21 protein-coding genes are annotated in these 20,490 nt (G+C 61.8%); 10 read left to right on the top strand and 11 right to left on the bottom strand.

The annotated features are described in order from the left end of the window. Positions 1–13: 13 nt before the first annotated feature. Positions 14–1,381, top strand: coding sequence for an MFS transporter (locus tag MUM_RS0131615; protein ID WP_010176966.1), 1,368 nt, complete (start codon positions 14–16; stop codon positions 1,379–1,381). Here MUM_RS0131615 and MUM_RS0131610 read toward each other — a convergent pair. Both MUM_RS0131610 and MUM_RS0131605 read right to left on the bottom strand, forming a co-directional pair. Next, positions 1,352–2,176: a class I SAM-dependent methyltransferase gene (locus MUM_RS0131610; protein WP_010176965.1), complete on the bottom strand. Its 825-nt coding sequence runs from the start codon at positions 2,174–2,176 to the stop codon at positions 1,352–1,354. The two genes, MUM_RS0131615 and MUM_RS0131610, sit on opposite strands and share 30 nt — an antisense overlap. Before the next feature lie 42 nt (positions 2,177–2,218). Beyond that, the gene (locus MUM_RS0131605; protein WP_010176964.1) at positions 2,219–3,022 is read right to left on the bottom strand and encodes a SirB1 family protein; all 804 of its coding nucleotides are present in this window, start codon (positions 3,020–3,022) and stop codon (positions 2,219–2,221) included. Between the two features lie 186 nt (positions 3,023–3,208). On the opposite strand from MUM_RS0131605, the gene MUM_RS0131600 reads away from it, so the two are divergent. Beyond that, a complete protein-coding gene (locus MUM_RS0131600) occupies positions 3,209–4,228 on the top strand; it encodes a Leu/Phe/Val dehydrogenase (protein WP_010176963.1) in 1,020 nt (339 codons plus the stop codon). Between the two features lie 6 nt (positions 4,229–4,234). On the opposite strand, the gene MUM_RS0131595 is transcribed toward MUM_RS0131600, so the two are convergent. Beyond that, positions 4,235–5,542, bottom strand: coding sequence for an acetamidase/formamidase family protein (locus MUM_RS0131595; protein WP_010176962.1), 1,308 nt, complete (start codon positions 5,540–5,542; stop codon positions 4,235–4,237). A gap of 204 nt (positions 5,543–5,746) precedes the next feature. Between MUM_RS0131595 and MUM_RS0131590 the strand changes: the two genes are divergently transcribed. Beyond that, positions 5,747–6,466 carry a dienelactone hydrolase family protein gene (locus MUM_RS0131590; RefSeq protein ID WP_010176961.1) on the top strand — a complete coding sequence of 240 codons (720 nt, stop codon included), beginning with the start codon at positions 5,747–5,749 and terminating at the stop codon, positions 6,464–6,466. A 164-nt stretch (positions 6,467–6,630) separates the two neighbouring features. Here the strand turns inward: MUM_RS0131590 and MUM_RS0131585 are convergent, their stop codons facing one another. Next, positions 6,631–6,891, bottom strand: a complete 261-nt coding sequence (locus MUM_RS0131585; protein ID WP_010176960.1) for a YebG family protein — start codon at positions 6,889–6,891, stop codon at positions 6,631–6,633. A 464-nt stretch (positions 6,892–7,355) separates the two neighbouring features. Here MUM_RS0131585 and MUM_RS0131580 point away from each other — a divergent pair, with 464 nt between their 5' ends. The 4 genes from MUM_RS0131580 (at position 7,356) to MUM_RS0131570 (ending at position 8,976) form a co-directional block, all read left to right on the top strand. Further along, a complete protein-coding gene (locus MUM_RS0131580; RefSeq protein WP_010176959.1) occupies positions 7,356–7,691 on the top strand; it encodes a DUF6124 family protein in 336 nt (111 codons plus the stop codon). Positions 7,692–7,864: 173 nt separating this feature from the next. Then, a complete protein-coding gene (relB, locus tag MUM_RS0131575) occupies positions 7,865–8,056 on the top strand; it encodes a type II toxin-antitoxin system RelB family antitoxin (RefSeq protein ID WP_010176958.1) in 192 nt (63 codons plus the stop codon). After that, on the top strand, positions 8,046–8,315 hold the full coding sequence (locus MUM_RS1000000133765; protein ID WP_010176957.1) for a type II toxin-antitoxin system RelE/ParE family toxin: 270 nt from the start codon (positions 8,046–8,048) through the stop codon (positions 8,313–8,315). Before relB ends, MUM_RS1000000133765 begins: the two co-directional genes overlap by 11 nt. Positions 8,316–8,487: 172 nt before the next feature. Beyond that, complete coding sequence (locus MUM_RS0131570; RefSeq protein ID WP_003212783.1) at positions 8,488–8,976, top strand: phosphate-starvation-inducible protein PsiE; 489 nt, start codon at positions 8,488–8,490, stop codon at positions 8,974–8,976. On the opposite strand, the gene MUM_RS0131565 is transcribed toward MUM_RS0131570, so the two are convergent. From MUM_RS0131565 to MUM_RS0131555, 3 genes are all read right to left on the bottom strand, one after another. After that, a complete protein-coding gene (locus MUM_RS0131565) occupies positions 8,973–9,290 on the bottom strand; it encodes a DUF3509 domain-containing protein (protein WP_010176956.1) in 318 nt (105 codons plus the stop codon). The two genes, MUM_RS0131570 and MUM_RS0131565, sit on opposite strands and share 4 nt — an antisense overlap. Before the next feature lie 306 nt (positions 9,291–9,596). After that, positions 9,597–10,892, bottom strand: coding sequence for a serine/threonine transporter (locus tag MUM_RS0131560; RefSeq protein ID WP_010176955.1), 1,296 nt, complete (start codon positions 10,890–10,892; stop codon positions 9,597–9,599). A gap of 60 nt (positions 10,893–10,952) precedes the next feature. After that, on the bottom strand, positions 10,953–12,329 hold the full coding sequence (locus tag MUM_RS0131555) for an L-serine ammonia-lyase (protein ID WP_010176954.1): 1,377 nt from the start codon (positions 12,327–12,329) through the stop codon (positions 10,953–10,955). A 137-nt stretch (positions 12,330–12,466) separates the two neighbouring features. Here MUM_RS0131555 and MUM_RS0131550 point away from each other — a divergent pair, with 137 nt between their 5' ends. Together MUM_RS0131550 and MUM_RS0131545 are read left to right on the top strand one after the other, a co-directional pair. Beyond that, the gene (locus MUM_RS0131550; protein ID WP_010176953.1) at positions 12,467–13,414 is read left to right on the top strand and encodes a LysR substrate-binding domain-containing protein; all 948 of its coding nucleotides are present in this window, start codon (positions 12,467–12,469) and stop codon (positions 13,412–13,414) included. 211 nt (positions 13,415–13,625) lie between these two features. Continuing rightward, the gene (locus MUM_RS0131545) at positions 13,626–14,036 is read left to right on the top strand and encodes an HPF/RaiA family ribosome-associated protein (protein WP_010176952.1); all 411 of its coding nucleotides are present in this window, start codon (positions 13,626–13,628) and stop codon (positions 14,034–14,036) included. Between the two features lie 70 nt (positions 14,037–14,106). On the opposite strand, the gene MUM_RS0131540 is transcribed toward MUM_RS0131545, so the two are convergent. Then, complete coding sequence (locus MUM_RS0131540; protein ID WP_010176951.1) at positions 14,107–15,615, bottom strand: MFS transporter; 1,509 nt, start codon at positions 15,613–15,615, stop codon at positions 14,107–14,109. Positions 15,616–15,719: 104 nt separating this feature from the next. On the opposite strand from MUM_RS0131540, the gene MUM_RS0131535 reads away from it, so the two are divergent. Further along, positions 15,720–16,592: a LysR family transcriptional regulator gene (locus tag MUM_RS0131535; RefSeq protein ID WP_010176950.1), complete on the top strand. Its 873-nt coding sequence runs from the start codon at positions 15,720–15,722 to the stop codon at positions 16,590–16,592. Here MUM_RS0131535 and fecA read toward each other — a convergent pair whose 3' ends face one another. The 3 genes from fecA to MUM_RS0131520 all read right to left on the bottom strand — a co-directional run bounded on the left by fecA (position 16,593) and on the right by MUM_RS0131520 (position 20,455). Then, positions 16,593–18,938, bottom strand: coding sequence for a TonB-dependent Fe(3+) dicitrate receptor FecA (gene fecA, locus MUM_RS0131530; protein ID WP_010176949.1), 2,346 nt, complete (start codon positions 18,936–18,938; stop codon positions 16,593–16,595). Between the two features lie 90 nt (positions 18,939–19,028). Beyond that, positions 19,029–19,970, bottom strand: a complete 942-nt coding sequence (locus tag MUM_RS0131525; RefSeq protein WP_010176948.1) for a FecR domain-containing protein — start codon at positions 19,968–19,970, stop codon at positions 19,029–19,031. Continuing rightward, the gene (locus MUM_RS0131520; RefSeq protein WP_010176947.1) at positions 19,967–20,455 is read right to left on the bottom strand and encodes a sigma-70 family RNA polymerase sigma factor; all 489 of its coding nucleotides are present in this window, start codon (positions 20,453–20,455) and stop codon (positions 19,967–19,969) included. Before MUM_RS0131520 ends, MUM_RS0131525 begins: the two co-directional genes overlap by 4 nt. Positions 20,456–20,490: the final 35 nt, after the last annotated feature.

Below are 20,490 nucleotides of genomic sequence, written 5' to 3'. Positions count from 1 at the left end.
CAGGTCCCTTGCGATGCACAATCAGATTGCCAGCTTTCGTGCGGCACTCGACGCCCGTCCGGTGTCGCGCTATCAGTGGTTGATTCTCTTGTTGCTGGCTCTGTTGCTGGTCACCGACGGCTACGACGCCCAGGTCCTGGGCTACGTGGTCCCGGCGCTGGCCAAGGACTGGGGCCTGGAAAAAGCCGCGTTCGGCCCGGTGTTCAGCGCCAACCTGCTGGGGCTGACCCTCGGCTCCCTTGCCGTCACGCCACTGGCGGATCGCTTTGGTGTGCGGCGCATCCTGCTGTGCTGCGTGCTGATCTACGCCAGCCTCACGGTGTTGATGGTATTCGCCAATTCCCTGAATACCTTGATGGCCGCCCGCTTTATCTGCGGCATCGGCATGGGCGGCGCGATGCCCAGCGCCATGGCCTTGATGTCGGAATATTCGCCCCCGCGCCTGCGCACGTTGATGGTGACGCTCGCGGCCTGTGGTTTCTCCTTTGGCGGCGCGGCGGGCGGTTTCGTGGCCGCCGGGTTTATCGACAGCTTTGGCTGGCAGGCGGTGTTCCTGGCCGGCGGCGTGACGCCGTTGCTGCTGTTTCCGTTTCTCGCCTGGATGTTGCCCGAATCCCTGCCGCGCCTGCTGCGCGATGCACCGCCGTATGCGCGCCTGCAAAAAGTCACCGCGCGGATGTTGCCGGGCTGGCAACCGCCGGCGGCGAGCGAGGCAGAAAATCGTCAGGAGCAAGGCAGCAAACTGACGGTGGTGGAGCTGTTCCGCCACGGTTATGCGCGCCCGACCTTGCTGCTGTGGGCGACGTTTTTTGTCAGCCTGATCCTGCTGTATTTCATGATCAGCTGGCTGCCTTCGCTGTTGCTGGAAAGCGGCCTGGGCCTGAACGAAGCCAACCTCGTGACCTCGATGTTCCTGTTCGCCGGGACCTTGGGCGCCATCGGCATGGCCTGGTTTGCCGACCGGCTGAAAAGCAAAGTGCGCCTGCTGTCCGGCGTGCTCGCGGCGGCCGCGGTGTGCACCATTCTGTTGGGCCTGAACCACGACAATCCGCGCTATCTGGTGGCCTGCGTGTTCGCGGCGGGTTTCTGCATCATCGGCGGCCAACTGACCCTGAATGCGTTCGCCAGTAACTTCTACCCGGCTCACGTGCGAGCGACCGGTACCGGTTGGGCATTGGGCGTCGGCCGGTTTGGTTCGATCCTGGGGCCGCTGTTCGGCAGCCTGCTGCTGGCGATGCACATTCCGGTGCAGCAGATTTTCTTCTTCTGCGCGATTCCGGCGGTGATTGCTGCGTTGTTGATTATCCAGGTGCGCTCGCCAAAGAGCACTGTGTCACAAGGCGCTGATGCGTTAGCGGCGTCGGGCGCTGATCACGCGTAACCCCCACCCGGTGGACACGCTGCCATCACTCTGCCGAAGGTGGGTGATGGTGGCCAGGAAACGCTCTTTCAGGCGGGCCTTGGCGGGCGGTGTCAGCCGGTCGATATCGTAGGTTTCTTTTAATGACGTCCATAGTTCCTCTGGCTGAGGCTGCCAATGGACGTCGATATCTTCGACGCTGAGGTCGCTGAAGTGGTCTTCCAGCAACGTGTGCCAGCCGGCTTCATTGCGGGTGCGCGGGTCGCCCATCTGCAGGTTGGGCAGGCGGTCTTCCTCGGCGATTGGACGAAAGGCTTCCAGAAACGCCACGCCGACTGGGCCCAGTAGAAAGCTTCTGCCAATCAGCACTGCCAATGTGCCACTGCTGCGCAGGACTCGCTGCACCTCTTGCAGCACCTGGTCGAGGTCATCCATCAGCATGATCGCCATGTGCGACAGCAGCACGTCGACACTGGCTGTAGCCACACTCAATGATTGGGCGCGTTCCTTGAGCAGGGTGACCTCAACTGGAAGACGCTCGCGGGCGGCGTCGAGTTCTGCCTGGCTCATGTCGACACCGATCAGTTGCAAGCCGGGTTGCTGACGGTCGGCCAGCAGCTTGAGCAGATAACCATCGCCGCAGGCCAGGTCCAGGACGGTGAGTGGGCTGTGTGTTGCCGGCACGTGCGCCGTCAACGCGGCATAGGAAGAGCTGTATTTCACCGCCCTCAGTTCGGCGAACGCCGCGCTGGTGGTGCCGGGCTGGCGCTGGTGGAAATCTTCGAGGTAACGTTCGGCGGGGGAGCGCAGGGGCATGACAACCTCATCCATGGGGCGGTACAGCTTACGCCAAGCCGGTCAATGCACCACAGAGTTAGGCGGCAAATGCCCCAGCCGCTCGGTCAGGCGCAGGCGCTGGATCGGGTCTTCGCTGAGCATCAATGCATGCTCAAGGTCAAAACGCTCGGCATTCGGGCAATCCAGGCGCTGATACAAACTGGCCCGGGCCAGGTAATCGGCGGCGCTGGCATTGCCCAGCTCCAGCACCCGCTCGGCATCCACCAGCGCAGCCAAGTGCTCGTCGTTGGACAGGTGCAACTGGCGCAGATTGCGTGACAGCCGTTGCAGGATCGAACGCGGTTCTGCGGTGTGCAGGTGGTCGGCCTGCAATTTGAGATTGGGCCCGTACTGGCGAGTCAGCAGTTCGCGGCAGTCGTTGGGGTACAGCCGTCGGCCGCCGCAGGGGTCGAGCAGATGATCGGCCCCCGGTACGCGCAACAGGAAGTGTCCCGGAAAGTTGACGCCCACCAGGGGAATGTCCAGGCGTCGGGCCAGTTCCAGGGCAATCAGCCCCAATGCCAGAGGCTGCCCGCGCTTGCGCTTCAACACCTTGTCCAGCAGGGCGGCGGCGGGGCGCAGTGGCGTGTGGTCATCCTGGGCAAACCCCAGGTCGTTCATGCGCCGCAGCAGTGGTTGCCCCAGTTCATCCGGCGGCAGCATCGGCATGCTGAGGCTGACCAACTGTTGCAACACCTTGAAGTCCTGCAGGATGGCCAATGGATCGACTGCCGGGTCGTGCTCGGCCGCCATCCACAGCGCGGCTTCAAACAGCGCGGGCGGTGACCGTTCCAGGCAGGCGAAAAAGGCTTTGCGGGGATTCATTGGGTTCTCCGGCGGATGTCTCGTTTTAGCCTTGCTGTGCACTTTCGTCCAGTACCTTGAGAAGCGTCCTACCTGTTTATGTCGCAAACCCTTTAAAACCGGTGGCCTTATTCCTGCGCGCTTCAGCAGGCTTTCGCTGGCAGTCCTATACTTGGCGCCTACAAGAAGTGATTCGGGAGCTCGACGATGTTTGCGCTCATGCACAGCACCCGCCTTGAATCGCTGCACCTGAGCGTCGACCCGGCCACCGGGTTGAAGGCGGTCATTGCCATCCACAACAGCCGCCTGGGCCCCGCCCTCGGAGGTTGCCGCTACCTCTCTTACCCCGACGATGAAAGTGCCGTGGCGGATGCCGCGCGCCTGGCCCAAGGCATGAGCTACAAGGCTGCCCTGGCCGGTTTGCCGGTGGGTGGCGGCAACGCGGTGATCATCCGCCCCGCCCATGTCGAAAGCCGCGCCGCGCTGTTTGAAGCCTTTGGGCGCTGCATCGAGCAGCTTGATGGCCGCTACATCACCGCCATCGACAGCGGCACCTCCGTGGCCGACATGGATTGCATCGCCCAGCAGACCCGCTATGTCACCAGCACCACAGCGGCCGGCGACCCGTCGCCTCACGCCGCCATGGGGGTATTCGCCGGCATCCGCACCACCGCCATGGCCCGCCTGGGCAGCGATAATCTTGAAGGTTTGCGCGTGGCGATCCAGGGCCTGGGCAACGTCGGTTATGCCCTGGCCGAGCAACTGCACGCCGCCGGGGCCGAATTGCTGGTGAGCGACATCGACCACGGCAAGGTGCAACTGGCCATGGAACAACTGGGCGCGCACCCGATTGCCAACGAAGCCTTGCTCAGCACCCCGTGCGACATCCTTGCGCCCTGTGGCGTGGGCGCGGTGTTCAACCGCTACACGGTCGCGCAGTTGCGCTGCGCGGCGGTAGCCGGCTCTGCGAGTGCGCAACTGACCAACCTGCAAGTGGCCGATCAACTGGAAGGGCGTGGGATTCTTTACGCGCCGGACTACGTGATCAACTCCGGCGGCCTGATCTACGTCGCCCTCAAGCACGGTGGCGCAGAGCTGGAAACCATCACCGCGCACCTGTCGAACATCGGCACCCGCCTGACCGAAATCTTCGCCCACGCCCAGGCGGAAAAACGCTCACCCGCGCGGGTGGCGGATGAGCTGGCGGAGCGGTTGCTGTACCGCTGAAGCGGGTCAACGCTGATATTTTTCCCGGGCCAATTGGCCCACGCCCATACGATCAAGGATGTGCATCGGGCACAGGATCGTGACCCGCACGGTTCCCGGCAGGCGACTGATTTCGATGGAACCGTTGATGGTCGCGCGGTTGCGCACTTCGTCGATCGGCAGTCCGGTCACGACGGCGGCGCGTTCCAGTCCGTTTTCTGTCGCGACATTAAGATTTGTCCCACTGCCGATAAAGGTGATGGGGGCGTTCTCCTCGATCTCCACCTGGCCCCAGCGCTCGCCCAATGCCTTCACCCGCAGGCGTTGTTCCGCGTTCATCGGGCGCGCCATGGGCGGCAGGTCATCGAGGTTTTGCAGCAGGATCGGACCGTCCAGGCTCAGGCCTTTGATCAGGTGCACCGTCAGTTCGGTTTCTCCCGACACATCGGTGGCATGCCCGGCAATTTCGCCGTTGCCCTGCTGGGCATGCATATCACCCATGTACACCCCGGCGCCGGGGACTTTCACCGGGCAGATCAGGATGCAGCCCTCGCGCACCGAATTGGTGTCCATGTGGCCATCGGTTTTCGCGGCGTGCAGTTCTTCGTGGGTCATGCTGTAGCGATGGGGCGCGCCCACCAGGTACTGGCCGAAGTCGGCGCAGTTGTGGGAATCCGGCAGATCCCGTGAAGGCGTGGTGCCGATGTTGCCCAGGAACGGGCGCATATGCGCGGCCAGGCCGGGGATGTCGGCGCGCGCCAGGGACAGGATCGAATGCTGGGCCGATAGTTCGGGCAGCGCCGACAGGTCCGAGGCCTTGCCGGCCAGGCGGTCTGCCACGGCCTGGTTGACCGTCAAACTCACCTGATGCTCGGCATCCAGGACGATCACGTAGCCATTGCTGAAGCGGAATGCACTGACTTCGGCGCCGCAGGCATTGCAGCGGATAGCGTCTTCGCCAATGCCTTCGACATGGCTGGCGGGGTGCTCTTGCCCGCAGTTGGAGCAGAACTTCGCGACAAACGGGTCGCCGTGGTAGCGCCCCTCGACAAAACTCATGACCCCCGAGGACGTGGCCAGGGAGGTGACCCGCATGCGTGTGATCTTCAGCGCCACCGCGTCCCCAACTTCTGCCCCGGCGATGAACACCGGCTGGGTGACTTCATGGCCGCCCTCGAAGGCCGGGGTGATCATCGGGCCCCAGCAGCCGGGCGGGGTGCCGGTGATCAAGGTGCCCCCGTCGGCCAGCGGCCCGAGCATTTTCTGGCTGGGGCCGAGCAGGCCGTTGGTGTAGGACGTGACGCTGAGGCGGTCGACAGCTGGGAGGTTATTCATTTTATTTTCCTGGCCCTGGGTGATTGAATGTTCAACAGGCTTCATCACTTAACCGCCGGTGTGTATCTGTCGTGTGTCGCGCTGCCGCGATTGCCGGTCCGTGTGTATCTGAGGCGCATCCATACACACTCTGATACACCCGCAGTGGCGGACACGGGCAAATACAGATATCTCTGTTATCAAACCCATCAGAACGAGGTTGGCATGTCCAAACAAACAGCAGGGCGCTCCAGCGGGCGCATGATCACCTTCAAACGTCCGGATGGCGGGGACGTCAACGGCTACTTGGCCAGCCCGGCAGTACTCGAAGGCGCGCCGGCGATCGTGGTGATCCAGGAGTGGTGGGGCGTCAACGATCAGATCAAGGGCGTGGCCAACCGCTTGGCGGAGTGCGGTTACCGGGTGCTGGTGCCGGACCTTTATCGCGGCGCCTCCACGGTGGAAGAGGAAGAAGCTCACCACCTGATGGATGGTCTGGATTTTGGCGATGCGGTTTCCCAGGACATCAAGGGCGCTGTGCAGTACCTGCAGGCAGACTCGAAAAAAGTCGGCGTGACCGGTTACTGCATGGGCGGGGCGTTGACGTTGTTGGCGCTGAACGCAATTGCGGAAGTGGCTGCGGGCGTGGTGTGGTACGGCTTCCCGCCGCTGGAGTATCTGGATGCGTCGAAAATCAAGGCGCCGCTGATTGGGCACTGGGGCACGCAGGATGCCTTCTTCAACATTGACACCGTGGCTGAGCTGGAGTCAAAGCTGCACGCAGCGGGTGTGGACGCGACTTTCCATCGCTACCTGGCGCGCCATGCGTTTGCCAACGAGACGGCGATTGGTGATGGTCGGATTGCAGACACGCAATACGATGCCGCCTGGTCGCAACTGGCGTGGGACCGCACGTTGACGTTCTTCGGCAAGACCTTGTGGTAGGCATAAAACACGCTTTACCGGCCTACACATAACCCTGTGGTGAGGGCTTTCTATGGTGAAAGGGCTGGTCCTGTGGTGAGGGGACAAGCCCCCTCACCACAGGACCAGCCCCCTAACCACAATAAACCCCAGCTACAACAATCCCACGGACAAACGGCAACGCATCACTCAGCCTCTGGCTGCCCAATCTCCGCCAATGCACTCGCATTGTTCTTGAACGCCGCCGCAAACGCCGCGCGGTTCTTGGCCATGAAAATACCGGCATCTTCAGCCTGCTTCTCGCTCAAGCCTTCGACGTTTTTCAACAGCACTTCCATCAGGGACTCTGCCAGTTCAAGCATCTGGTCGTGTGCGTCGGCAAGTTTGCGATCCACGAATGTAGTCTCCAGGTCACGGGTACTGCGATACAGGGTTTCAACAGCCATTTTTCGGCCTCGTCATCGGTGCAGTATTGAAGGGAGTTGCCCTTGGTTCGGGTGTCGCCAAGCGTTCTCGCGACTACTGTATTTATATACAGCTAAAAGCATAAGCCAATCCATGGGCTTTGGGTAGTGGCTTTTTAATGTAGTTGGAATACGGGGGTTTGCAGCAAGAGAAATTTCTGACAACTTGCCGGGGTTGCGCCGGCTTCGTCCGTTCGCTTACCTTCCTCGGGCGCTGCAAATGCAGCGGACGGGCTTGGCGGCTCGGTAACGAAAGGCGTAACAACGTCCCAACAAGATTGCAGACGCTTCGTGGCGTTTGTATTCCTGTGTCATGACGGGTTGCGCATGGACCCTTCGGGGTGCCGGTTTTCTTCTTTCGTACCGGTCCGCCAACCTTGTGCAATCCGTCACCCAATCTGCTTGGCGGCAGATGGGGACGGTCCTTAATACGGAAGAGTCTGACCATGAAAAAGATTACCCCGAGTCCCCCTTACGATTCACACACTGACACCCGTCTTCAAGCCGCAGCCAACCGCGCGATTGATCACTATCTGCGCCCTGAAGCACCTGAACCACCTTCCGAGCCCTCCTCGATTCTTTTCAGCGTAACGCCCAATGCCGATACGGAAACGTTACTCGCCAACGCCAGCGAAACCTTGAACAGTGCCCGTGAAATGGCCAGCAGCCTGGCTTTTGAGCTTGAGGGCCCACAGCGAAGTTTGCTTCTGGCGATCCATCAACTGCTGGAAATGAGTGGTTTATTGGTCGATCAAGCGCTCGATCAGATCGCGCCAACCTGAACCGGTATTCCAAATAAGCGGAGGAGGCAGGCTAAGTACGCTCGTGCGAGGCCTGTTCCTTTCAGTTGTTGAGTCCAAACGGCGACTTTTTCTGTTACTCACTTCATCGCTTGACCCACGACAGTGAAAAGTCTAGCGACTAGACTCCTTTCTCATCGACAACGGAGGCCCCTATGAGTACTTCCTTTTTCCCTCGAGCTCCCCTGACCGAAACCGAGGAGCAAGCTGCCAGCTACGACCGCTGGTTTCGTGCCAAGGTGCAAGCCGCTTTGGATGACCCTAGTCCCGGCATCCCTCACGATCAGGTGATGTCCGAAATGCAGGCGCTGATCGAATCTAAACGCAAGAAAGGCGATGCTGATTGAATGGGCACCCGCTGCGCGGGCGCAACTCTGGAAAATTCTTGATTACATCAGCGATCGCAATCCCAATGCTGCTCTTGAGCTGAACCGAGCAATAGAAGCCTCAGTATTGGCCCTCTCCCGCAGACCTCATCTTTACCGAACAGGCCGTGTTGGCGGCACACGAGAAATGGTCGTGCATCCCAATTACCTGGTGGTTTACCAAGTCACCGACTCTGTTCGGGTACTGGCGGTTTTACACGCGCGACAGCAATACCCTTGAGCAGTTGATTGTTGGGATGAGGAGTGTTTTTTGTTCTCCTCTCCCTTCACACGTGCCTCATATCACCCCGCCACCATCTCACTCCCTGTTCCCTGGCCTTTTTTCTGCATGCAGAGAAACCGTCACGTCCAACCCGCATTATCCGGTCGAGCCGACCTAAGGAAGCATCATCGTGAAAATCAACTGGGCTGAAAACCTGCGCAAGACCGTGCACCAACTGGCCGAGTCCTTGGGAAATCTGTTCGTCGAGACCTTCCACTACCTGGCGCTGTTCGCCATTGGTGCGGTGACCGCCTATGCAGCGGTGATGGAGTTTCTGGGGATGCTGGAAACGGGGCACATCAAGATCGATGACATCTTGCTGCTGTTCATCTACCTGGAACTGGGGGCGATGGTCGGGATTTACTTCAAGACCAACCACATGCCGGTGCGCTTCCTGATCTACGTGGCGATCACCGCGCTGACCCGCCTGCTGATCTCCAACGTGTCCCACCACAACCCGCCCGACATCGGCATCATCTACCTGTGCGGTGGGATTCTGCTGTTGGCGTTCGCGATTCTGGTGGTGCGGTATGCGTCGTCGGCGTTTCCGTCGGTGAAGGTCGAAGGCCCGCGCCGCAAGGGCGAAGCGAGCCTTGAAACAGAGAAGGGCGAGCTTTAAAGCCCGGCACTCAGCGGCGGCCGGCTGACCGGCGGCCGCTGCAACACTTTGTGGCTGTCCCCGTCGGTCATCACCGCCAATATCTCAATCGCGCTGTGCCCCTGCTCAATCGCAATCCCGAACTGCACACTCTGCACCAGCCGTTTCAGGCGCTGCGGGTCGTTGCGTTGTTCGGCGCTGATCATGCGTTTGGCCACTACGCCGTCTTCGTCGGACAGGGTCAGCATGATGCTGCCGTCCAGCCGCTGGATGCTTAAATTGACCCGGTATTTCGGGGCGAAGGTGTCGGTGATGATCTGAAAAGGATTGTCCATGGTGCGTTACCGCCTGATAAGAACATGCAGTCATTGACGACCGGTGTCGGGATTAGTTCGCGTTTCCTGACCACCGGCCATTCTCTCGCTGAGGTTTTCACAAGGTCCGTTTTCCTCGAGTGCTGTACAGCAAGGGGCGTGCCGTACAAGCGTTCAGCATTGCCTTGAATTAACTGTGGGAGCTGGCTTGCCTGCGATTGCGGAGGATCAGCCGGCATTTATACCCACTGATCCACCGCCATCGCGGGCAAGCCCGGCTCCCACAGGGTGCGGCTTTCACTCAAGTCGTGGTGAGTGTGTCCTGTTTCAGGGCATGACCGAGAAAACGATCGCAGACAGCGCAATCAAGCCGATCAACACCACAAACACGTTGGACGCCTGGCCCGAGTACTGGCGTAAAGATGGCACTCGACGGATGGCGTACATCGGCATCAGGAACAACAGGCAGGCGATGATCGGCCCACCCATGGTTTCGATCATGCCCAGGATGCTCGGGTTGAACGTGGCCACGGCCCAGCAGGTGAGGACCATGAACAGTGCGGTGCAGCGCTCCAGCCACTTGGCCGACATGCTGCGGTTGCGCCCGCGCAGGGATTTGACGATCAGGCCCTGGAAGCCCTCGCTGGCGCCGATGTAGTGGCCCAGGAAGGATTTGGTGATGGCCACCAGCGCGATCAACGGTGCAGCGTAGGCAATCACCGGCGTCTGGAAATGGTTGGCCAGGTACGACAGGATCGAGATGTTCTGCGCCTTGGCTGCTGCCAGGTCAGCCGGCGACAGGGCTAGTACGCAGCTGAAGCAGAAGAACATCACTGTCAGCACCATCATGCTGTGGGCCATGGCCAGGATGCCGCTGCTTTTGCGCTCGGCCTGCGGGCCGTACACGCGTTTTTGATCGACGGCGAAGGCGGAGATGATCGGCGAGTGGTTGAAGGAAAACACCATCACCGGGATCGCCAGCCACAAGGTCTTGAAGAACACCGGCAGGGGCATGCCTTCGCTGGCGGAGGCGAAGAAGGCGCCGTTCCAGTTGGGGATCAGGCTTACCGCCAACAGCAGCAGGGCGGCGACGAACGGGTACACCAGCACGCTCATGGCCTTGACGATCACGCCCTGGCCGCAGCGCACGATGGCCATCAGGCCGAGGATCAGCACCAGCGACAAGATCGCCCGGGGCGGCGCTGCCATGTGCAGTTGGTGTTCCATAAAGCTGGTCAGGGTGTTGGTCAGCGCCACGCTGTACACCAGCAAAATCGGGAAAATCGCGAAGAAGTACAGCAAGGTGATCAGCTTGCCGGCGCCGATGCCGAAATGTTCTTCCACTACATCGGTGATGTCGCCGGATTTGCCCGACAACACAAAGCGCGTCAGCCCACGGTGGGCGAAGAAGGTCATCGGGAAGGCCAGCAACGCCAGCACGATCAACGGCCAGAAGCCGCCGACGCCGGCGTTGATCGGCAGGAACAAGGTGCCGGCACCGATGGCGGTGCCGTAGAGGCCCAGCATCCAGGTGGTGTCGTGTTTGTTCCAGCCGGTTGTCACGGTGGTCGTGGTCAGGTCTACAGCGGGATTTTCGGCAGCAGGTGTACGTACATCGGTCATCGTTATTGCCTCGTTATTATTTTTGCGCGGGCTCACGTTGGGACGGTCAGGGAATGCTCCTCAGCATTCCACCCAGCTAACGGCCAGGCCGCCCCGTGAAGTTTCTTTGTATTTGTCGTGCATGTCGGCGCCGGTGTCGCGCATGGTGCGGATCACCCGGTCCAGGGAGATGAAGTGTTTGCCGTCGCCGCGCAGGGCCATTTGCGTGGCGTTGATCGCCTTGACCGCCGCGATGGCGTTGCGCTCGATGCACGGCACCTGAACCAGCCCGCCGACCGGATCGCAGGTCAGGCCCAGGTTGTGTTCCAGGCCGATTTCGGCGGCGTTTTCCAGTTGCTCCGGGGACGCACCCAGCACGTCGGCCAGGCCCGCAGCAGCCATGGCGCAGGCGGAACCGACTTCGCCCTGGCAGCCGACTTCGGCGCCGGAGATCGAGGCGTTTTTCTTGCAGAGGATGCCGACGGCGGCGGCAGCCAGGAAGAAATTCACTACGTCATCGTCGGACGCGTCCGGGTTGAACTTCATGTAGTAGTGCAACACCGCCGGGATGATCCCCGCCGCGCCATTGGTGGGCGCGGTGACCATGCGCCCGCCGGCCGCGTTTTCTTCGTTGACGGCGAGGGCGAACAGGTTGACCCATTCCATGGCCGACAAGGTTGAAGTGATGACGTTGGGTTTGCCGATTTCCAACAGGCTGCGGTGCAATTTCGCCGCGCGCCGTGGCACATCCAGGCCGCCGGGCAGGATGCCTTCGTGGCGCAGGCCCTGTTCGACGCATTCACGCATCACCGACCAGATATGCAGCAGGCCGTTACGGATCTCGGCATCGCTGCGCCAGGCCCGCTCGTTGGCCATCATCAATTCGGAAACCCGCAGGCCGTGCTTGTTGCACAAGGCCAGCAGTTCAGCGGCGCTGGAGAAGTCGTAGGGCAATTGCACTTCGCTGGTAGGCGCAATGCCGGATTCAGCTTCCGCCGCTTCGATGATGAAACCGCCGCCCACCGAGTAGTACGTCTGTTCGCTCAACAGGCCGTTTTCGCCGTAGGCGTGCAGGGACATGGCGTTGGGGTGGTAGGGCAGGCTTTCGTCCAGCAGCAGGAGGTCGTGTTGCCAGTTGAAGGCAATCGAGTTGCGGCCAGCGAGCAGCAATTGGCTGGACTCGCGAAGTTGATGGATGCGTGGGCCGATGCTGGTGGGGTCGATGCTGTCTGGCCATTCGCCCATCAGCCCCATTACGCAGGCGCGGTCGGTGGCATGGCCGACGCCGGTGGCGGACAGCGAGCCGTACAAACGCACTTCGACGCGACGGGTTTCGTCGAGCAATTGCTGGTCGGTCAGCGCCTGGACGAAGGTCGCCGCCGCCCGCATCGGGCCGACGGTATGGGAGCTGGAAGGACCAATGCCCACCTTGAATAGATCGAAAACACTGATAGCCATGCTAAACCCTTACAAGCAATGGAGTAGGAATCGCTGCCATCTTTTGTAGGACAAGCGGAATTGGCGCGATACTGAGCCTCTGGATCGGCACTGACCAACGAATTATCCTAAGACACCCTTTAGCAGGACTAAACCCTATGGCTCGCCCGCTTCATGGCCAGACTTACGTCTGGTTGCACGTTTTTTCCTGCGCCGCGCGGCATTTGTCGTTCACCCGCTGCGCCGAAGAACTGCACATCACCCCGGGCGCGGTCAGCCAGCAAATCCGCCAGTTGGAAGAGCGTTTGGGCTTCCGGCTGTTCCACCGACGCGCACGCGGGGTTGAGCTGAGTGCAGAGGGCCAGCGGCTGGCGATCACCGTGGGCGAGGCGTATGGCAGCATCGATGCCGAGTTGCAGCGGCTGGATGCGGGGATGATCAGCGGTACGTTGCGCCTACGCTCGATTCCGTCGTTTCTCGGCAAATGGCTGACCCCGCGCCTGCCGCGTTTGCAGCAGCGCTTCCCGGATATTCAACTGCGCATGGTGGCCGAAGACAGCAGCATCGCCCTGCACGAGGGCGACTTCGACCTGGCCATCGACCTGAACGACGGCAGCTACCCCGGGTTGTTATCCACAGCCCTGCTGGACGAGCAGATCTTCCCGGTGTGCGCACCCAGCCTGCTGCGCGGGAGACCGCCGCTGCATGGCCCCGCTGACCTGGTGCATTTCCCGCTGTTGCACGACATTACCGCCTGGCGTGGGAGTTATGAGTACGCAGAGTGGGAGTTTTACCTGAATGCCATCGGCTACGACGCTGCCGACGTGCGGCGCGGGCATACCTTCAACCGTAACCACCTGACCATCGAAGCGGCGATTGCCGGCATGGGCGTGGCGATTGCCCGGCGCACCTTGCTCAATGATGAACTGGAGCGTGGCACGTTGATCGTGCCGTTCGGCCTGGCGGTGCCCAATCACAAACGTTACGTGCTGCTGTATGCGCCTGGCGCGCTGAGCCATCCGGGCGTGCGGGCGGTGCATGACTGGCTGGTGGAGGAAGCCGGGATTTTTCGCGGATTGCACCCGTTGGGAGAGGGGCAATTGTAAGGAAGTTGGCGGTAAGAAGATGTAACCAACTCCCCACCCTAACAGCGTTTTTGGTTGTAGTCAGGGTTAATTTGTAATGTGGGATTTATCTTTGCAAAGGGCTTGAAATGTTCCTCTGTCTGCTCAATTGTGTAATCAGGAGGTCATGGTTTTCACCCATCCGGTGAAGCAGGAATGGCCTTCCGCGAGCTAGCTGAAATAAGGGAAAACTATGCAAATCCAAGTCAATAGCGATAACCATATTGAAAGCAGCATCCGACTGGAGGAGTGGGTACGTACCACCATTGAGAGCACGCTCGAACGTTATGAAGAAGATCTGACCCGCGTCGAGGTTTATCTGCGGGACGAAAACGGTGACAAGCCCGGTCCACATGATCTGAGTTGCCGACTGGAAGCACGGCCAAAAGGCCATCAACCGATTTCGGTCCTCCATAAAGCCGATACGCTGGAACAGGCGATCGATGGTGCGGCCACCAAGCTGGAGCATGCGCTGGAGCATCTGTACGGCAAACTGCGCGGCAAACCACGCGCCGCGGGTCAAAGCCTGCCCAACACCAAGGCCGACGAGGCCGAGCTTGAAGAGGAATTCCTGGAAAACGAACAGGCTGCGCTTAACGGCTAATAGCTGATACTTTTTCAACCCCACTGAAAACGGGCCTGCAGATGCAGGCCCGTTTTTTATGCGCAAAAGGTCAGTGCGGGCTGTGCCGGAAAAAGCTGCGGCTCAAGACCGCCAGTGCGCACGCGCCAAGACCGGCGTACACCATGGCCCAGCCGGCACCGTTGCGCAGCGCGGCCTGGGCGATCACCTGGCCCTGGGGCAACACCTCCAGCTTGCCGGCAGCGATGTCCTGGCTGAGGGTGGCCAGTTGTGCGGTGTCGGGCAATGCGCCAGCCAGGTAATGTGCGATCCCGAGGATCAACACCAATCCCATCAACGCGATATTGAGCGCCAGGGTGATCAGCCGTGCACTGAAGTCGATGCCCGAGGCCATGCCCGCGCGGTCGGACGACACCGAGCCGGTGGTGGTATTGGTGGTGGGCGAGTTGGTCAGCGCCAAGCCGCTGCCAGCAATCCCACAGGCGATCAGGATCAATACCACACTGGGCTGGTCGCTATGGTTGATCGCGGCCATGGCCATAAACCCCACGCCCATCAAGCCCAGGCCCAACGGGATGATGCGTTCGGCGCCGTAGCGCAGGGCCAGGCGTTCGGCCAGCGGCGGTACCACCAGCGTGGGCAGGGTGTAGGCGAGCAGGGCGAGGCCGGTGAGCATCGTGTCGTAACCCAGGCCGGCCTGGAAATACAGCGGCAGGTAGATCATGAAGGGCCAGAAGCTGAAGTTCATGCCGATCGAGCCCATCAGCGCGCCGTTGAAGCGCGGGATGCGAAACACCGAGAAGTCGAACATCGGGTGAGGGCTGCGCCGCTCAATCACCACGAACAACAGCAAGCCGGCCACCGACAGTCCGGCCCAGCCGAGCATGGCCGGGGTGGCAAAGCCGCTCGCGGTGCCCTGGGTGATGAAATAAACCAGGGCAAACACCGCCAGGGTCAGGGTGGTCATGCCGGCGATGTCGAGGCGATGGGCCGCCGGGTCACGGGATTCCTGCACGCTGATGCGCAGCAAGGCCAGGGTGACCAATGTGAGCGGCACATGCACCAGGAACACCCAGCGCCAATCCGCGACGGCCAGAATCAACGCGCCCACCATCGGCCCGAAACCCAAGCCCACACCCGCGATCACGCCCCACACCGCAAAGGCCCGTGCCCGCGCCGCCGGCTCGCTGAACTGGTGTGACAGGATCGCGAACTGGCAGATCATCATGGCCCCGGCACCCACGCCCTGGACAAAGCGCGCCGCAATCAGCGTGGAGGCGTCGTTGGCCAGCCCGCAGGCCAGCGACGCCAGCCCGAATACCCACAGGCACAGCACCAGCATGCGCCGCCGGCCGAAACGATCGGCCAAGGTGCCCGCCGCCATCAGCACGCTGGTGCAGGCCAGGGTGTAGGCGTTCATGATCCATTGGGCGTCCTGGAAGCCGGTGCCCAATTGCTGTTCAAGGGTGGGCAGGATGACCGGCACGCTGGAAATCTCCAGCCCGAACATCAGCGCCACCAGGCACACGGCGGTGAGCGCGAGGCCGTCCCTGGCGGTACGCGGCGGGCTGATGGCGGATACAACGGCGTCGGATGGCATGGCCTCTTCCTTTCGATGGGGGAAGGTGTCATTTTTGCGGGAATAGGATTCTTTATTGGCGATACTTCTTCCTGTAATAAGGGAATTAAGGGCGACAAACGACCATGGCTACCCCGCGTTTTGATGGTGTTGAACTGTTTTTGCAGATCGTCGAGAGCGGCAATCTGACGGAGGCCGCCGAACGGCTGAACCTCACGCGCTCGGCGGTGGGCAAGGGCCTGGCTCGCCTGGAGGCGCGGCTGGGCACGTCGCTGTTGCAACGCTCCACCCGGCGCCAGCGTTTGACCGAAGACGGGCAGGCCTATTACGAACATTGCCTGCGCGCGCTGGCCGAGCTGGAAGCCGCCGAATCCGTGCTGGAAAGTGGCCGCCAGCAACCCCGTGGACGGTTACGGGCGAGCTTGCCTTTGGCGTTCGGTCACCACTATGCGGCGCCGGCGTTGTGGGGGCTGATGGACCGTTTTCCGCAACTGGAGATCGAGATTTCCTTCTCCGACCGGTTGATCGACCTGGCCCAGGAAGGCTTCGACCTGGCGGTACGCATCGGCGCGTTGCCCGACACCGACCGCCTGAGCGCCCGCCGCCTGGGCGAACAGGCGATTGCCCTGGCGGCGTCACCCGCGTACTTGCAGCGCACACCCCGAATCGACTCCATCGAGGACCTGGCCGGGCACCGGGGCATTGCCTATCGCAGCAATGCCTCGCACCGGGAGCGGGTGGCCTCGCCGTTGATCCTCGATGACCTGCAGGCCGTGGCCGATGCCGCCATTGCCGGGATCGGCCTGGCCTGGTTGCCCAGTTGGCTGATCGCCCACTACGTGTTGCGCGGGCAACTGCAGGCGGTACTGCCGGGCCACCGCGAGCAGCCGATGCCGATCCATGTCATCTGGCCCACGGCGACGCACATGCCGGCCAAGACCCGCTGTGCCATCGACGCGTTGGTGGCCGGCACACCGTCGTGCCTGGCGGGCAGTTGATCAGAACGCGATGGACGTCTGCACATACAGCGTGCGCGGCTCACCGACGTATTTGCCCTTGTTGTTGTCGTCAAACGAACGGGTGTAGTACTGCTTGTTGAAGATGTTTTTCACACCCACCGCCACGTTCAAGTCCGACAGCTGCGGGCCAAAGTCGTACGCCGCGCGGCTGCTGAACAGCATGTAGCCAGGGATGCGTCCGGTGCTGCCATCGGCACTTTCCGCTTCAGTGTTGGCGTTGTCGGCGAACTGGCTGCTCTGGTAGCTGCTGTCCACATTCAACTTCCAGCGACCTTCGGTGTAACCCACCCCCAGGGTGCCTTTGTGCTTGGAAGAGAAGGGCACGCGGTTGCCTTTGTTCGGGCCGTCTTCGCGGATGGTGGCGTCGACGTAGGCGTAGGTGGCGTACACATCAAAACCGGCGAGCGCGGGGCTCAAGCCGTCGAGGGCATAGTTGATGCTGGACTCGATGCCCTGGTGACGGGTCTCGCCACGGGCGATCACGGTGTCGTTGGTCTGGTTGCTGTCGTACTGGTTGTCGAAGTTGATCAGGAACGCGCCGATTTCCGCGCGCAAGGTGCCGTTGTCATAGCGCGTGCCGAGTTCCCAGGTACGGGCCTTTTCAGGCTTCACTTCGCCGCTGGTCACGCGATTGGGCATCTGGCTGTACTGCACGCTGCCGAACGAACCTTCGGTATTGGCGTAGAGGTTCCAGTCATCGGTCAGGTGATAGAGCACGTTCAACGCCGGCAGGGCGGTGTTGTAGTCACCCTTGTATTTGACGTTGCTGAGGTTGTTGGTTTGCTGGGACTCGATCATCTCGTAGCGGATGCCCGGGGTGATGGTCCACTTGCCGATATCAATCCGGTCGTCGACGAAGAATGCGTTGGCTTCGGTGCTGCCCCGGGTGTCGCGGTCGTTGCGGCTGTCGGTGGTGGGCAGTTGCTGGTTGGCGGCAATCGGCGTGCGGTAGCGCAGTTCGTGGCCGGCTTCGTTGATGTAGCGGTAGCCCACGCCCACTTCGTGGCTGGTTGGGCCGAGGTCGAAGCCTTGGGCAAAGCGGGTTTCGAGGCCGCGTACCCAATACTCGCGGGGCGACAGGGAGAGGAAGCTGCCCTGGTCCAGGTAACCACTGCGCAGGGTGGTGGTGAAGAAGCTGTTGACGGTGAATTCCCGGCGGTCTTCCTGGTAGCGATAGCCCGCGTTGAACATCGTGCGGCGGCCCCAGAACTGGTCGTAGGGGCGGGTGGACTGATACGGGTCGGCCTTGTAGGCCGCGGTGCTCAAACCACCGGGCATATCGGCCTTGCCTTCGTAGTACTGCGCCATGGCGTTGAAGCTGTTGGCGTCGTCCAGCTGGTATTTGCCCTTGAGGATCAGGTCGTCGATGCGGGTGTCGCTGTTTTCGCGCCAGTCACCGCCACGGGTGCCGGAATACAGGATCGCGCCGCCCAGGCCGTTGTCTGCCGTGCCGCCGGCCAGCAGGTTGCCGGTGGTTTTGAAGCCGTCGTGGCTGGAAGACGGGCTGGTTTCGGTCTGCAGGCCACCTTTCACCGTCGGCGCATCGGGAATCGCGCGGGTGACGAAGTTGACGATGCCGCCGACGTTCTGTGGGCCATAACGCACGGCGCCGCCGCCGCGCACCACGTCCACCGCGTCCATGTTGCCCATGCTGATGGGCGCGAACGACAACTGTGGCTGGCCATACGGCGCGAACGGCACCGGGATGCCGTCCATCAAGACCGTGGAGCGCGAGGCCAGGCGAGGATTGAGCCCGCGAATGCCGAAGTTCAGCGCCATGTCGTGGCTGCCGGTGCCGTTGTTTTCCGGGGCGTTGACCCCGGGAATGCGGTTGAGCACGTCGCGGGCCTGGGTGGCGCCCTGGCGTTCGAATTCTTCGCGGCGGATCACGTCCCGTGCGCCCGGGTGTTCGAAGACGTTGGTTTGCGCCGCATCTCCCAGCCAGTCACCCACCACGTTGGAGGTGCCCAGCTCAAGGGTGGCCGGGGCATTGGCCGGTTGCAGACTGAAGGCATTGTTGCCCTCGGCGCGGGCTTGCAGGCCGGTGCCTTTGAGCAAGGCATTCAAGCCTTCCTCGGCGGTGTAGTTGCCCGACAGGCCGTGGCTTTGCACACCGGCCGTCACCTGCGAGCCAAACGAAATCAGTACGCCGGCTTCCCGGCCAAATTGATTCAATGCCGCTTCCAGCGACGTGGGGGCGATGCGGTAGGGCTTGGCATCAGCCGCCATCACGTAGGGCACGGCGCTGAAACTGAGGCTGGCCCCCAGCAACAAGTGGCGCAGGGTGCGGGCGAGGGGCGTCAGGCGGGTCGGTTGCTGGGGCATGAAGTGCGGTCCTGAGAAGGAAGGGTCAAGGGGGCTTTCCTTCTCTGTCACGCGAGGGCTGGAAAACGGCTCACGGGTTTTGAAAATAATTCAGGCACGGGCTTCGACGGTCACCCAGTAGCGGGTAAACCGCCGGACCTTGACCGGCAGGCTGACCTGCAGCAGGTCCAGAATCCGCTCGCTGTCGTCCAGCGGGTAACTGCCGGAGATCAGCAGGTTGGCCACTTTCGGGTCGCAGTTGAGCTGGCCCCGGCGATAACGGCTCAGTTCGGCGAGGAAATCTTCCAGGCGCATGTGGGCCGCCACCAGCATGCCATCGGCCCAGGCCCCGCTGCCGGCATCGGTGGGGCGGGCGGTGTCCCAGCCTTTGCGGGTGAAATTGACCTGATGGGCTTTTTCCACCGACAGCGGCAAACCGCTATAGGTGTTGGGCATCACGTCAACGTGCCCATCAAACACCGCCAGCTGCGTGTGATCGTTGAACTGCCGCACGTTCAGCCGCGCGGCCTGGGCGCTGAGCAAGCCCTGGGTCGTAATCACCCGCAGTGGGGTGTTGCCGGGTTTGGCGGTCAGCAGGATTTCGCCTTCGAGCAAGCGGATCAAGCGTTGCTGGCCATCAAAGTGCACATCCACCGCGCTGCCGGTGTTGAGCTGCAACTGGCTGCCATCTACCAATTGGAACTTGCGCCGCTGGCCGATGGGGCTGCGGTAATCGGCGCTCAACGGCGGCAGGATATGTTGCTGGCGCAGGCCCCAGGCCGCTGCCGAGCCGGCGCCGAGGATCAGCAACAGTTTCAGCGCCTGACGGCGGCTGCCGGATTTCGGCGCATTCAACGCGGCGTGAGCCAGGGGCGAGGGCATCCCGCGCAACCGCTGGTTCACCCGCTGGATTTGCTCCCAGGCCCGCTGATGTTCGCTGTGGGCGTCCAGCCATTGTTGCCAGGCTGCCTGTTTGCGCGGGTTGAGCGGGCCCTGCTGCATTTCCATCAGCCAGTGCACCGCTTGTTCGGCGACGTGGGTAGAGAAGCTCATAAGGCGAAGTAGCAGCGCATGGCCGCTTTATTCAGGTGGCGCTTGACCGTGGCGATGGAGATCCCCAGTTCCGCGCCGATTTGCGCGTAGGTCAGGCCGTCGAGCTGGGACAGCAGGAACGCGCGTTTAACCAAGGGCGCCAGGCCATCCAGCAGTTGGTCCAGCTCCATCAGGGTTTGCAGGATGATTGCCCGCTCTTCCTCCGACGGCGCCACGTGCTCGGGCATTTGCGCCAGGGCGTCGAGGTAGGCGCGCTCCAGGTCCTGGCGGCGGTAATGGTTGAACAGCACGCGCTTGGCGATGGTGGTGAGGAAGGCGCGGGGTTCGATCAGCGTCGGGGCGTCCCGTGCAGTGAGCACGCGAATAAAGGTGTCCTGGGCCAGGTCGGCAGCGCTTTCCGGACAGCCGAGCTTGCGTCGCAACCAGCCAGTGAGCCAGTGGTGATGGTCGTGGTACAGGACTTCGACGGTGTTGGACGGCTGCAACGCGAACACTCCGGCAGCATGCGCATGCTTTAGAG

It is taken from the genome of Pseudomonas sp. PAMC 25886 (assembly GCF_000242655.1).
In the GTDB taxonomy this organism is placed as follows: Bacteria; Pseudomonadota; Gammaproteobacteria; order Pseudomonadales; family Pseudomonadaceae; genus Aquipseudomonas.
The sequence above is the reverse complement of the archived record's forward strand: the minus strand, read 5'-3'. Positions and strand labels throughout refer to the sequence as shown.